Source organism: Bradyrhizobium sp. 62B (assembly GCF_030272265.2).
Classification (GTDB): Bacteria; Pseudomonadota; Alphaproteobacteria; order Rhizobiales; family Xanthobacteraceae; genus Bradyrhizobium.
In genome coordinates, this window is record NZ_CP092841.2 from 5,800,812 (window position 1) to 5,814,300 (window position 13,489).

Genomic DNA, 13,489 nt, shown 5'->3' on the forward strand with positions numbered 1-13,489 from the left:
GTCCGCGAAGGAACAAATTGACCTGCCGCGCACGTGGAAAACCTGTTTTCGCCGCCCCATATAGGCACCATCCCTGTTAGAAGGCTCCCTCCCGTCACCCCGCGGTGTCATCGTGGGGCCAAATGATTCGCATGACCGAGCCGAGCAAGATCACTGGCGTACCCGACCACCAGCTCGCAGCCGGCGGCATCGCCGCGCGTGCGCGCGCCTCGGTGGGCCCGAAATACCTGTCCGGGCTCAATCCGGAGCAGCGCGAAGCGGTGGAGACGCTGGACGGCCCGGTCCTGGTGCTGGCGGGCGCCGGCACCGGCAAGACCCGCGTGCTGACGACGCGTATCGCCCATATCCTGAGCCAGGGCCGCGCCCGTCCCGCCGAGATCCTGTCGGTGACCTTCACCAACAAGGCCGCGCGCGAGATGAAGCACCGGCTCGGCCAGATGCTCGGCCATGCGGTGGAGGGCATGCCCTGGCTCGGCACGTTCCACTCCATCGGCGGCCGCATCCTGCGCGTCCATGCCGAGCTGGCGCAGCTCAAGTCCAACTTCACCGTGCTCGACGTCGACGACCAGGTCCGGCTCTTGAAGCAACTGCTTCAAGCCGAGAGCATCGACGACAAGCGCTGGCCGGCGCGCATGCTGGCCGGCCTGATCGACGGCTGGAAGAACCGCGGCCTGATGCCCTCGCAGGTGCCCTCGGGCGAAGCCGCCATGTTCGCCAACGGCAAGGGCGGCAAGCTCTATGCGAGCTATCAGGAGCGGTTGAAAATCCTGAACGCGGCCGATTTCGGCGATCTCCTGCTGGAGAATATCCGCATCTTCCGCGAGCACCCGGATATTTTGCGGCAGTACCAGCAGCGCTTCAAATTCATTCTGGTCGACGAGTACCAGGATACGAACGTCGCACAATATCTGTGGCTGCGGCTGCTGTCGCAGGCGCCGTCTGATTCGTCCTTCACCTCTCCCCGCGCACGGGGAGAGGTCGCATCGCCCGGCAGCGCAATTGCGCGCCTGAGCGATGCGGGTGAGGAGGACTCTCCGCAAGCTGAACCCGTGAGGACAACCCCTCTCCCCGTGCAGGACGGGGAGAGAGAGCAGAAGCCTCACGTCAAGAACATCTGCTGCGTCGGCGACGACGACCAGTCGATCTATGGCTGGCGCGGCGCCGAGGTGGACAACATCCTGCGCTTCGACCACGATTTCCCGGGCGCCAAGGTCATTCGCCTGGAGCGCAACTACCGCTCGACCGGGCACATCCTCGCCGCCGCCTCGCATCTGATCGCGCACAACGAAGGCCGGCTCGGCAAGACGCTGCGCACCGAGGACCAGGACGGCGAGAAGGTCACGGTCACAGGCTCGTGGGATTCCGAAGAGGAAGCCCGCGGCATCGGCGAGGAGATCGAGCAGATCCAGCGCAAGGGCGAGAAGCTCAACGAGATCGCGATCCTGGTGCGCGCGTCCTACCAGATGCGCGAGTTCGAAGACCGTTTTGTCACGCTCGGCCTGCCCTATCGCGTCATCGGCGGCCCGCGCTTCTACGAGCGCGCAGAGATCCGCGACGCGCTGGCCTATTTGCGCGTCATCAACTCCCCGGCCGACGACCTCGCCTTCGAGCGTATCGTCAACGTCCCGAAGCGCGGCCTCGGCGATGCCACCGTGCAGATGCTGCACGACCACGCCCGCAAGCGCCGCATTCCCCTGTTCGAGGCGGCCCGCGCGGTGGTCGAGACCGACGAGCTGAAGCCGAAGGCGCGCGGCTCGCTTCGCGACGTCGTCGCCCAGTTCGACCGCTGGCGCGCCCAGCGCGAGGTCACCGCCCACACCGATCTCGCCCAGATCGTGCTCGACGAGAGCGGCTACACCGAGATGTGGCAGAAGGATCGCTCCGCCGACGCCGCGGGCCGGCTGGAGAATTTGAAAGAACTCGTGCGCTCGATGGAAGAGTTCGAAAACCTGCAAGGGTTCCTAGAGCACATCTCGCTGGTGATGGACCGCGACAGCGGTGCCGACGAGGACGCGGTGTCGCTGATGACGCTGCACTCGGCCAAAGGGCTCGAATTCGACAACGTGTTCCTGCCCGGCTGGGAGGAAGGCCTGTTCCCGAGCCAGCGCACGCTGGACGAACAGGGCCGCGCCGGTCTGGAAGAAGAGCGCCGGCTCGGCCATGTCGGTCTGACCCGCGCCCGCCGCCGCGCCATGATCTATTTCGCGACCAACCGGCGCATCCATGGCACCTGGTCGACCACGATCCCCTCGCGCTTCCTCGACGAATTGCCGGCGGCAAACGTCGAGATCACGGAGTCCAAAGGCGGCTCGGCCTGGGGCGGCACCGGCGGCTACGGCGCCTCGCGCTTCGACGACATGGAGGCGTTCGGCTCGACCTATTCGACGCCGGGCTGGCAGCGCGCCCAAGCCAACCGCAACCGCGGCGGCGGACGCAATGGCGGCGGCGGAAGCGGCGGCTTCGAGGAAGAAGCCGCGACGTTCTCCTCCTCGTCATCCGGACCGGATTTCGGCAGCTTCTCCTCGCGCCGTCGCGCTCCCCTGACGATCGAGGGCGAGCTGGTCGCCAAATCGACCGGCACGACGTCCGAATTCTCGCTGTCAGACCGCGTCTTCCACCAGAAATTCGGCTACGGCCGCGTCACCAAGATCGACGGCAACAAGCTCACCATCGCCTTCGACAAGACCGGCGAGAAGAAGGTCGTGGACAGTTTTGTGCAGCGGGCGTGAGGCCTGCGATATGGCACAATACGTTGCTGTCATTGAGGACACCGATCCCGAAGCCGTCAGCTTGTGGTTTCCGGACCTGCCCGGCTGCATTTCCGGCGGCGACGACGTCGACGAGGCCATGGAGAATGCTCCAGAGGCCCTCGCATTCTATGCACAGGAGCTTGGTGCCGACGGCCGCCGGCTTCCTCCGCCGCGGACGCTGGACGAACTCAGGGCCGATCCGGAGTTCGCCGACGACCTGGGAAACCACACCGTCGTCCTGATCGAATGGCCACCCCTCGACACCGCCGAGTGAGGACTGTTCGCCGCACTCCCCTGGCCTTCGACGGTTCTCCTCCGAACAGGTCTTGACCATCGCGAACTTCCCCGTATCAGATAAAGCCATGGTCCGGGGCTCCATCACACTGATCTTGCTGACATTGGGGATGCCGTCGCTCAGCGCGGCGGAGACCATGAGCTTTGGCGATTCGATCGGAAAGCTGGCGGCGAGCTGCGGTGCGGAAATCGTCGCCAATTGCCGCGGCGTCAACCCGGACTCGACACGCCTGAAGGAGTGCCTGTCGCGCAACCGCGACGTGCTCTCCCCGCAATGCGCGAGCGACTATCTCGGCGCCTTCGACGCCATCCAGAAGCGCGTCGCCGCGCGCGTCACGGTGGCGAATGCCTGCCAGCGCGAGATCGTCAAGGTCTGCGGCGGCTCGACCAAGGAGACCAGCAAGTCGATCCCCTGCCTGGTTTCGACCCCCAAGGGCATCAGCAACAACTGCCTGAAGGCCGTCGACGACGCGGGGTATCGCTGATGCGCGCGACGAGGCTCTTCATTGCCGGACCGGCCCTCGCGTTTGGCCTCGCTTGGCTCGCGGGCACAGCCGTCGCGCAGACGGCGGCGCCGACCCGCGACGACATCGTCGGCAAGCTCAACCATCTCGAAGAGCCCGGCGAGGTCGATCTCCCCGCGCTGAAGACGCAGGTGATGGAGCGCGCCAAGGCCAGGATCAAGAATGATCCCGGTCCGGTGAACCGGCCGCCGATCGCGCCTGATCTCGCAAAGCTGCCCGCCTTCAACGCGCAGATCCAGTTCGATGCCGACACGCCGATCATCCAGCCGGCATCCTACCAGACCGTCGGCCGCATCGCGGACGCGCTGGTTCATTCCTCGCTGCTGCCCTACACGTTCCTGATCGTCGGTCACGTCGAATCCAATTCGAAGACGCGCGAGGCCAATGCGATCCTGAGCCAGCGCCGCGCGGACGCGATCCGTGACGTGCTGGTGAACACCTTCAAGATCTCGACCAAGCGGCTGCATCCGATCGGCCTCGGCGAGGAGCAGTTTCTCGACCGCGCCAAGCCGACGTCGGCCGTCAACGGCCAGTTGCAAATCCTGACCTATGCCAAGGTGCCCGAGGAGGCGCCTGCGCGTCCGGCCGCAGCGCCCGCGCCTGCGGCGAAAAAGCCCGCCAAGAAGCGCTGAGCACACGGGCTTCGCACCCGGCGGAACCCTTTGAAGTCCTGATCGTTTTGTAACCTGTCCGGGGCGCACCCATACGGCTTTGCGCGACAAAAGCGCCGGTTTGTGCACCGCCCTGTCCAGTGCTATAGCCACTGTTCGCCCTTCCCGATCCCGTGCTGCATGAGACCAAAATGGGTGGCATTTTTCAGCGCCAACTTGCCGTTTACGTCGAGTACCATCGCGATCCCCGGAATACGGCGATGCATGTGGTTGGTATTCTTCTGTTGTTCACCGGCGCGGTGATGCCGCTGACGCTGGTCCGGCTTCCGCTGTTCGGTTTCGATGTCAGCCTGGCGGTGATCCTGGCCTTGCCGGTGCTGATCTATTGGCTGCTGCTCGATGTGGCGCTCGGGATCGGCATTCTGGCTGTTTCCATCGTGCTGTTTTCGGTTGCGACGACCATTGCGGCGCAGGTCAGCACTGCGACCATGTGGGCTATTTTCGCCGCGCTGGTGGCGCTCGGCCTCGCCGCGCAGACCATCGGTCACAAGGTTTTTGAGGGCCGCGAAGCCTCGCTGTTCACTTTTCCTTCGCATCTTTTGCTTGGACCGATGTTCGTCATGGCAAAATTATTCATTGCATTGGGCTTCCGTCGCGACCTTGCCGCGATTCTGGCGCCTCTTCCGGCCAATTCCCTTTCAACCCGATAGTTCTAGAAGCGAAACAGCAACCTTCTGCATGGCTCTCGTCCTGGTTACCGGTGGCAGTGGCTTCATCGGACATCATCTCGTCGAAGCGCTCCGCGCCCGTGGGCAGCGGGTGCGCGTTCTCGATGTCCGCGGGCCGGCCGCGGGGAACACTGACGTCGAACACGTGCAGGGTTCGGTGCTTGACGGCGCCGCGGTCGATGCTGCGATCGCCGGGGTCGATCAGGTCTATCACCTCGCCGGTCTGCCCGGCATGTGGGTCGCCAACAAGCAGGACTTTCACGAGGTCAATTGCCGCGGCACCGAGATCGTGCTTGCGGCCGCGATGAAGCGCGGCGTGTCGCGCTTCCTGCACTGTTCGACCGAATCGATCCTGTTCCCCTATTCCGACCTGAACGGCGTCCCCGCGGAAGAAGCGTTGCAGCCGGCCGATGCCATGCCGGGCGCCTATACGCGCTCGAAGTCGCTCGCCGAACATTGCGCCGCAAAGGCCGCGGCCGATGGCTTTCCGCTCGTGATCGGCACGCCGACCATGCCGATCGGTGCCGCCGACCACAATCTGACGCCGCCGACCGCGATGCTGTGGTACTTCCTGCAGAAGAAGGTGCAGCCGCATCTCAACTTCCTGGTCAACCTCGTCGACGTTCGCGACGTGGCCATGGGCCTGGTGCTGACCATGGAGCGCGGCCGCCTCGGCCAGCGCTACATTCTCGGCGGGGACTGCGTCCCGCTCGGACGCATCCTGCGGATGATGTCGGCGATGAGCGGCCGCCGGCAGTTTCCGGTCGTCGTCCCCGGCAAGATCGCCGAGCTCTCCGCGATCATGCTGGAATACATCTCCGATCAATTCACGCGCCGGCCGCCCAACGGCACCGCCGAGGGCGTGCGCATCGCGCTCGCCGCGAGCGATCTTTCGATCGGCAAAGCCCGTAACGAGCTCGGCTATTCGCCGCGTCCGATCGAGCCGGTGCTGCGCGAAACCATCACCCATCTGCTTGCCCGCAACGGCCAGCAGCCCACCGGCGCCATCGAGCATCGCACGCTCTCCTCGCGCGCAGGCTGAAGCCGCCGCCCAACGCAAAGAACCTTCATGTCATTCGATTTCAGCAAGCTTCTCTCCGTCGCCTGGGGTGGCTGGACCACGGCCTGGCCGACCGAACTCCTTGCCCTGGTCTGGCTCGCCTTTCTCGCCAGCTGGGTTGGTGCCTCGTTCTGGCAGGGGCGGACCAAGAAGCAGGTCATGACGCTGGAGTCGCAGCGCTATCGCCTGCCGATCCTGGTCGGCGGCATCCTGTACACGCCATGGGTTGCACAGCTCCTGGGCTGGAAGCCGCTTTGGGTGCTCGGCAATACCGGCATCTACATCGCTGCGGTCCTCTCCGCGGCCGGCATCGCCTTCGCCTGGTGGGGCCGGCTGCATCTCGGAAAATTCTGGTCGAACACCATCACCCACAAGGAAGATCACCGCGTGATCGACACCGGCCCCTACGGCATCGTGCGTCACCCGATCTACACCGGCTTGATCTTCGGCATGCTGGTGACCGGCGTTGCGATCGGCTTGGTGACGACGATCCTCGGCGCGATCCTGATCTCGCTCGGCATGTGGCAGAAGGGCCGGATGGAAGAAGTGTTCCTCTCCAAGGAGCTCGGCGAAGATGCCTACGGCGCCTATTGCCGCCGCGTGCCGATGATCATTCCGTTTTTGTCGCCGCGGTAAGGGCGTAGTAACTGGCCCTCACTCTCGTGTCCCGGACGCGCTGCGCTGCGCCCCGGGGGCACCAGCGCACGCTTCTGCGCACCAAGGAACCGCACCCCCCCTTGCCCGTTAGCTCCTCGACATCTGCACCACGCAGAGCATCGAGCCGAGCCCAAGCCATGTCGGACGCCTACGATTATTTCCGCGAGCACGCGATCGCCGCCTTGCGCAAGGCGCGGGCGCTGCCGCCTGGGCGTACCAAGCAGAAGCAGCGCACGGTCGCGCGGGTCTATCATCTGCTGTCCAGAGAAGCCGCGCTCGCACCCAACGTCCATCACCTCGACGATTTTCGCGCGGCACGGCAGCTCGAGCGGCAGATCGGCCGTTGATCTCCGGGCATCACCCGTCGGCGCTCGTCCCATGCAAATTCGATCGGCTGCCATTCCCAGGGAATAGGCCCCAGCGGCATGCCGCATAGGTTGACGCCGGCCCCGTCAGCCAGTTGGATGCGCGCGCAAACAGGGGCACCTCATGACCTTCTCCAGCGTCTTCGCGCAGTTCGTCGCGATCCTCGGCGGCATCGCGCTGCAATGGCGCAAGATGACGGGCACCGAGCCCGCGCCGGCCTGGGGCCTGACCCCCGCCATTCCCGAAGCGAAGCCGCAAGGCGCGATCCCGACCTTGAAGATGCCGACCGCGCGCGGCTGGAACGAGGGCCAGAAACCGACGGTCGCGCCGGACCTTGAGGTCAACGCGTTCGCCACCGGCCTCGACCATCCGCGCTGGATCGAGGTGCTGCCGAATGGCGACGTGCTGATCGCGGAGGCGACGCAGATCGCAGGTGCCCCGCGCAGCGTGTTTCACTACGCGATGCAGGCGACGATGCGCCGCGCAGCAGCGCTCGGCGTGTCCGCCAACCGCATCACGCTGCTGCGCGACAGGGACGGCGACGGCGTCGCCGAAGTTCGCGGCGCCTTCATGGAGAACCTCAATCAGCCCTTCGGCATGGCGCTGGTCGGCGACACCTTCTATGTCGGCAACACCGACGGCGTGATGGCGTTTCCCTATGTCGCGGGGGCCGACCGCATCACCGCGCCGGGCAAGCGTCTCACGACTTTCAAGCCAGGCGGCCACTGGACGCGCAGCCTGCTCGCAAGCCCAGACGGCAGGAAGCTCTATGCCGGCGTCGGCTCGCTCAGCAACATCGCCGAGATGGGCATGGAGGTCGAGGAAGGCCGTGCCGCGGTGTACGAGCTCGACCTCGCCGCCGGTACGCATCGCATTTTCGGCGCCGGCCTGCGCAATCCCGTAGGCCTGGCCTGGGAGCCGAACACGAACGTGCTCTGGGCCGTCGTCAACGAGCGCGACGGGCTCGGCGACGAGACGCCGCCCGATTATCTCACCTCGGTGCGCGACGGCGGCTTCTACGGCTGGCCTTATTGCTATTGGGGCAAGACGGTTGACGACCGCGTGCCGCAGGATCCGGCGATGGTCGCCAAGGCGCTGCAGCCGGACTATGCGCTCGGCGGCCACACCGCCTCGCTCGGCCTGTGCTGGATGCCCGCGGGCACCCTGCCCGGCTTCGGAGACGGCATGGTGATCGGCCAGCACGGCTCGTGGAATCGCAGCAAGCTGTCCGGCTACAAGCTGGTGTTCATCCCGTTCGAGAACGGCAAGCCGTCCGGTCCGGGCCGCGACATCCTGTCGGGCTTCCTGTCTCCCGACGAGAAGGAATCCTACGGCCGCCCGGTGGGCGTGACGATCGGCCCCGACAAGAAATCGCTGCTGATGGCCGACGACGTCGGCAACGTGATCTGGCGCGTCACGGGAGCGTAGAGCCTCACGTCCCTACGCACAGGGTGGCGCGCTGCTTCTTGAGCAGCGCGATCACGGACAGCGCCGTGATCAACCCGGTCTTGGGATTCTCCGACGGGATGTTCTCGATCCCCATCGAGAACCTTGCAGAATCCGCGTCGACCTCGATGCGGTGAACGTTGCGTGTCACGGTCGGGTCGGCCCAGACCTGGATCTGGGTGCGATCAGGCCCGATGCCCGCCAGCGACAGCGCAACGGCGACATTGACGTTCGCCGGAAAGCCTTTTGCGGCTTCGCGCGCGCTGCCCTCGAACAATTTCAGCGGCTCGCGCAGATTGTCGATATCGATGTTGTTTTGCACGGTGAACGGCGCACCCTTCAGCCCGTCGATCGGCTTGCGCGTCACCATCTTCACGGAATGAATGGTGCCGATGGCGGCGGCGTTGACGGCGTCGAGCCCGATCAGCGCGCCGGTCGGCACGATGATGCGGCCGCCATTGGCGCGGGCGAGATCGACGAGATCGAAATTATCGAGCAGGCCGCCGACGCTGACCACGACCGCGGCCTTGCCGCGCTTCACCACGGGCTCGACGATGGAGCGCAGATGATGGCTCGGCGCGCACTCGACCACGATGTCCGCGGCCTCGCCGAGCTGGTCGATCGGCAGGATTTGCGGCGGGCGGCGCAGGCTATCGAGGAACGCCTGATGCTTTGCGGGATCGCGCACCGCGACGGCGGACAGCGCCAGCCCCTCGATGCCCTGATCGAGCGCGGTCGCGATCTTGCTGCCGATCGAGCCCAGCCCGGCAATGGCAACGCGCAATTCACCCGGCGTCTTTTGTTCGCTCATCGCATCCACCTTCTCGCCCAGCCTACGTCATAGCCCCTCATGCCTCCCGCGCATAGCGGCGCAGGCGCGCCTCCAGCACCGCCAGCATGACATCGCGAGCCGGATCGCGCGTGCCGCGCAGCCAGACGGCGGCGAGCGGCAGCCGGCCGACCGGGCCGCTATGCCTCAGCCGGAGCGGCACGAAGCGCACGCCTGACACCGCCATCCGCGTGGTCCAGCGCGGCACGATCGCGACGCCGAGCCTGGTGGCCACCAGATGGATGATGGTCTGCTTCTCGTCGGCGACCTGCACGATGCGCGGTGTCAGCCCGGCCTGCTCGAACAGCTTGATCGTGAGATCGTGGCTGTGCGGCCGCGAGCGGCGATCCGGCACCAGCATCGCCTCGTCGGCGATGTCGGCCAGCGTGATCGACTTGCGCCTAGCCAGTGCATGCCGCTGCGGGAACGCCACGATCGCGGTCTCCTGGAGCAGGTCGCGGAATTCGAGCCGCTTGTCCGCGCGGCCCGGCGGGCGGACAAAGGCCAGATCGAGCGCGCCGGTCAGCACCTTCGGCAGCAGCCGGACCGTCTTGTCCTCGAGAAGCTGCACCGCGATGTCAGGATGGCTCGCGCGGAAGTCGCGCAGGAGCGGCGGCAGCAGCCCGGCCGCCGCGCTGTCGATGGCACCGATCCGCAGCCGCCGCGCGGCTCCCGCACGCGAGCGATTGCGAAGGCTGTTCTCGACGGCCTCGACCTTGGCGAGGATGGCACGGGCATCGCGCAGCAGCGTCGTGCCGTCCTCGGTGAGCGACACCGCGCGCGTGGTCCGCGCAAACAGCCGCGTGCCGAGGTCCTCCTCCAGCAGCCTGATCTGCCGGCCCAGCGCCGAGGGCAGCATTTGGAGCTGCTGCGCAGCGCGGCCGAAATGCAGCTGCTCGGCTGCCGCCACGAAGCATCGAAGCTGATGCAATTCCATTCCCGGCCCTCTCACCTCAGACGGCGATGATTATATCATTTTTTTGTATAAACCAGCGCTGCTTGAGACGGTTTGGGCCACCGTCTAGATTCGGCGCCGACGCAGCCCGCCGGATCCGGCGCGGCACCACCGACATCCCAAACGGAGCCTCCCATGCGCACCCATTCGATCGCGGCCATTCCCGCCGACGGCATCGGCCCCGAGGTGATCTCGGCCGGCATCCGCGTGCTGGAGGCGCTGGCACAGCGCAGCGGCGATCTCGCCTTCGACGTCAAGACGTTCGACTGGGGCTCGGACTATTACAAGAAGCACGGCGTGATGATGCCGGCCGACGGTCTCGCCGAGCTCAAGAAGTTCGACGCGATCTATTTCGGCGCGGTCGGCGCCCCCGATGTGCCCGACCACATCACGCTGTGGGGCCTGCGCCTGCCGATCTGCCAGGGCTTTGACCAATACGCCAATGTGCGGCCGACAAAGATCCTGCCCGGCGTCGCCTCGCCGCTGCGCAATGTCGGCGTCGGCGATCTCGACTGGGTGATCGTGCGCGAGAACTCGGAAGGCGAATATGCCGGCATGGGCGGCCGCGCGCACAAGGGCCTGCCGGAAGAGGTCGGCACCGAAGTCGCGGTGTTCACCCGCGTCGGTGTCACCCGCATCATGCGCTATGCGTTCCAGCTCGCGCAGTCGCGCCCGCGCAAATTCCTGACCGTCGTGACCAAGTCGAACGCGCAGCGCCACGGCATGGTGATGTGGGACGAGATCGCCGCCGAGGTCGCGACCGAATTCCCCGACGTGACCTGGGACAAGATGCTGGTCGATGCCATGACGGTGCGCATGACGCTGCATCCGAAGAGCCTCGACACCATCGTCGCGACCAATCTGCACGCCGACATCCTCTCCGATCTCGCCGGCGCGCTGGCGGGAAGCCTCGGCGTGGCGCCGACCGGCAATATCGATCCGCAACGCCGCTTCCCCTCGATGTTCGAGCCGATCCACGGCTCGGCCTTCGATATCACCGGCAAGGGCATCGCCAATCCGGTCGCGACGTTCTGGACCGGCGCGCAGATGCTGGAGCATCTCGGCGAGAAGGATGCAGCGATGCGGTTGATGGCGGCCGTCGAGAAAGTCTGCGCGGCCGGCGTGCTGACGCCCGACGTCGGCGGCAAGGCGACAACGAAGGAGGTCACGGACGCCGTGATCGATGCGATCCACGGATCGAATGTTTGAGAACGCCCTGCGTCATGCGCCGGCTTATCCCGGCCATCCACGATCTTTCGTGCGGCACCGAGAACGTGGATGCCCGGGACAAGCCCGGGCATGATGAACGAGGAAGACCGCCCGCCCAATCAACACCGCTTTTACAGCGGCAAAGCCCCTTATTTCCGCTTCGGCGGAGCCGCCGGCGGCGCTGCCATCGCGGCCGCAGGCTCCGGCGGCGTCAGGTGGCGCGGGACGATGATGGTTTGCCCCGGCGTGAGCTGTGCATTCTCGGCAAGCGAATTGCTCTGCGCGAGCGTCCACAGCGGCACGCGATTGGCGGCGGCGATGCTCTCCATGGTGTCGCCGCGGCGCACCGGCACCCGCACGCCGGAATCCCACAATTCGACCAACGTATCGGCAGGTACGAGATAGCGCAGCGGCACGGCATCGGCCTGGGTCTGCGGCGGAATGCGCGGCAACTGCGTCACCATCTCGAGGATCTGGCGATGGATGTCATCGGACTTCTCGATGTTGATGTGCGAGACGCGCGCGTTTTCCTTCAGGTCGTAGCTGGCGTAATGACCGCGAAAGCCCGGCACCGCGACGACGTCGCCTCCGCCGAGCACGCTGTCGGACAGGAAGATGTTGATGAAGCGCTCGACATTGAGCGGCACGTCACCGGTCGCGTGCGCGGGATCGATGGCGATGACGAGGCTGATCGGGATGTTCTCCTTGGCCGCCATCTCGGAGATGACGACCGAGCACAGCCCGCCCATGGAATGGCCGATCAGCACGATCGGCGCCGGGCTTTCCTTGTAGCTGGCGATGACACGATTGCCGATGAACCGGCACAGGGTGAATTCATAGACATTGGCCGAGAAGCCGGCCTTCGTCAGCTTCTCCTCGAGCCGGTCCATGCCGGTCGAGAAGATGGGCCCCATGGCACCGCGGAACAGGTAGATCTTCGGCGGCGGCAGCGGCTCGAACGGCGGGGGCGGCGGCGCGGCAGGGACGGCGGCCGCCGCGGGCTTCGACTTGGCAGGGGAAGCGGCGGCCGGGCCGATGCTTAAGGCGAGCAGCGCAATCGCTGCCAGCGCAAGGATTCGCCTCGGTTCGAGCATCAGTCCAGCAGTCCCACCGTGGGAGGCAGAGGCCTCTCCCGCGGCGGTTCATGCCCGCGGATTTGGCGGATTTTGCGGCGCCGAAACTGAGCCGATTCGTCTCAGTTCCTCGCCGGAGCCGTTGCCGCCGCGGAGCGCGCCTGCCGCGGCGCGCCGCGCTCGGCGACCGGCAAGGCCGGAGCGCGCGAGCGCATGATCGCGGCGTCGATCTCGGCGATGACGCGGCGCTGGATCGCCTCGTTCTTGTCGATCGAGATGTGGCCGACGCCGGTGCCGCGCACGTCGACATTGTCGAGCTTGCCGCGCAGGCCCTGCGCGGCCCGCACCGGCTCACCGGGACCGTCGCCGATATAGATGTTGATGTAGCGCTCCGCGCCGGTCGAGAGCCTGGTCTTGAACACGGAGTCGAGACCGATCGCGAGCTTCACGGGCACGCCGAGCTGGTTGAGCTTGGCGATCATGTCGGGCAGCGCCGTGGCGCCGGAGGAATGGCCGACCAGGATGATGGTCTTGAGGCGGCCAGCCTTGTAGGCGGTCGCGGCTTCGTCGGCGAGCGAGGACCAGGACACGAAGTTGGCGACGGTGACCGGGACGCCTTGCGCCTGCAGCCGGGCGCCGATCGTGTCGAGCCCGAGCGAGAAGATGTTGAGCACGCCGCGGAGCAGGTAGACATGCGTGGTCGCGGCCTGGGCCTGGCTCGGTGCCGCGTTGGCGGGGGCCGGGCTCATGGCAACAGCTGACAGCAGGAGCAGGCCCATCGCCCAGACGCGAAGGGCGGACAATTGGCTGGCGCCGGCGGTGTGACGGCCGTTCGGTCTCATCGATGTTTTCCCTGGGGACATACGCTTTGCGATTGGCCGGAATCGTAGCCATGGCCTGCTCGCAGACGCAACAAAGAGCCGCGTGAACGGCAATCTTAGCCACAGCCCGTGACCATCGCGCAACACTTGCCTGGAACCTGCCACC

The 13,489-nt window shown here is 66.1% G+C and carries 14 protein-coding genes; 10 read left to right on the forward strand and 4 right to left on the reverse strand.

What is annotated here, in order from left to right:
- Positions 1 to 122 precede the first annotated feature (122 nt).
- From ML401_RS27850 to ML401_RS27890, 9 genes are all read left to right on the forward strand, one after another.
- A complete protein-coding gene (locus ML401_RS27850; RefSeq protein WP_285807625.1) occupies positions 123 to 2,729 on the forward strand; it encodes an ATP-dependent helicase in 2,607 nt (868 codons plus the stop codon).
- Between the two features lie 10 nt (positions 2,730 to 2,739).
- Positions 2,740 to 3,024: a type II toxin-antitoxin system HicB family antitoxin gene (locus tag ML401_RS27855; protein ID WP_212067657.1), complete on the forward strand. Its 285-nt coding sequence runs from the start codon at positions 2,740 to 2,742 to the stop codon at positions 3,022 to 3,024.
- 88 nt (positions 3,025 to 3,112) lie between these two features.
- A complete protein-coding gene (locus ML401_RS27860; protein WP_259217051.1) occupies positions 3,113 to 3,529 on the forward strand; it encodes a hypothetical protein in 417 nt (138 codons plus the stop codon).
- Entirely contained in the window at positions 3,529 to 4,200 is a 672-nt protein-coding gene (locus ML401_RS27865; protein WP_211416321.1) for an OmpA family protein, read from the forward strand. The genes ML401_RS27860 and ML401_RS27865 overlap by 1 nt, the downstream gene beginning before the upstream one ends.
- A 170-nt stretch (positions 4,201 to 4,370) precedes the next feature.
- Positions 4,371 to 4,889, forward strand: coding sequence for a DUF962 domain-containing protein (locus ML401_RS27870; RefSeq protein WP_194403896.1), 519 nt, complete (start codon positions 4,371 to 4,373; stop codon positions 4,887 to 4,889).
- 28 nt (positions 4,890 to 4,917) lie between these two features.
- Entirely contained in the window at positions 4,918 to 5,949 is a 1,032-nt protein-coding gene (locus tag ML401_RS27875; protein ID WP_285807626.1) for an NAD-dependent epimerase/dehydratase family protein, read from the forward strand.
- Positions 5,950 to 5,976: 27 nt separating this feature from the next.
- Positions 5,977 to 6,603, forward strand: coding sequence for an isoprenylcysteine carboxylmethyltransferase family protein (locus ML401_RS27880; protein WP_285807627.1), 627 nt, complete (start codon positions 5,977 to 5,979; stop codon positions 6,601 to 6,603).
- Between the two features lie 158 nt (positions 6,604 to 6,761).
- Positions 6,762 to 6,971, forward strand: coding sequence for a hypothetical protein (locus ML401_RS27885; RefSeq protein WP_194403898.1), 210 nt, complete (start codon positions 6,762 to 6,764; stop codon positions 6,969 to 6,971).
- Positions 6,972 to 7,113: 142 nt separating this feature from the next.
- Positions 7,114 to 8,418 (forward strand): sorbosone dehydrogenase family protein, encoded by a 1,305-nt coding sequence (locus ML401_RS27890; protein WP_285807628.1) that lies wholly within the window; start codon positions 7,114 to 7,116, stop codon positions 8,416 to 8,418.
- Positions 8,419 to 8,422: 4 nt separating this feature from the next.
- On the opposite strand, the gene ML401_RS27895 is transcribed toward ML401_RS27890, so the two are convergent.
- Together ML401_RS27895 and ML401_RS27900 are read right to left on the reverse strand one after the other, a co-directional pair.
- Positions 8,423 to 9,247, reverse strand: coding sequence for an aspartate dehydrogenase (locus tag ML401_RS27895; protein WP_285807629.1), 825 nt, complete (start codon positions 9,245 to 9,247; stop codon positions 8,423 to 8,425).
- A gap of 37 nt (positions 9,248 to 9,284) precedes the next feature.
- A complete protein-coding gene (locus ML401_RS27900) occupies positions 9,285 to 10,202 on the reverse strand; it encodes a LysR family transcriptional regulator (RefSeq protein ID WP_285807630.1) in 918 nt (305 codons plus the stop codon).
- 153 nt (positions 10,203 to 10,355) lie between these two features.
- Between ML401_RS27900 and ML401_RS27905 the strand changes: the two genes are divergently transcribed.
- Complete coding sequence (locus ML401_RS27905) at positions 10,356 to 11,429, forward strand: tartrate dehydrogenase (RefSeq protein WP_211416316.1); 1,074 nt, start codon at positions 10,356 to 10,358, stop codon at positions 11,427 to 11,429.
- A gap of 149 nt (positions 11,430 to 11,578) precedes the next feature.
- On the opposite strand, the gene ML401_RS27910 is transcribed toward ML401_RS27905, so the two are convergent.
- Together ML401_RS27910 and ML401_RS27915 are read right to left on the reverse strand one after the other, a co-directional pair.
- A complete protein-coding gene (locus ML401_RS27910) occupies positions 11,579 to 12,523 on the reverse strand; it encodes a LysM peptidoglycan-binding domain-containing protein (RefSeq protein ID WP_212067664.1) in 945 nt (314 codons plus the stop codon).
- Positions 12,524 to 12,624: 101 nt separating this feature from the next.
- Entirely contained in the window at positions 12,625 to 13,344 is a 720-nt protein-coding gene (locus ML401_RS27915; protein ID WP_211416314.1) for a hypothetical protein, read from the reverse strand.
- Between the last annotated feature and the right edge of the window lie 145 nt (positions 13,345 to 13,489).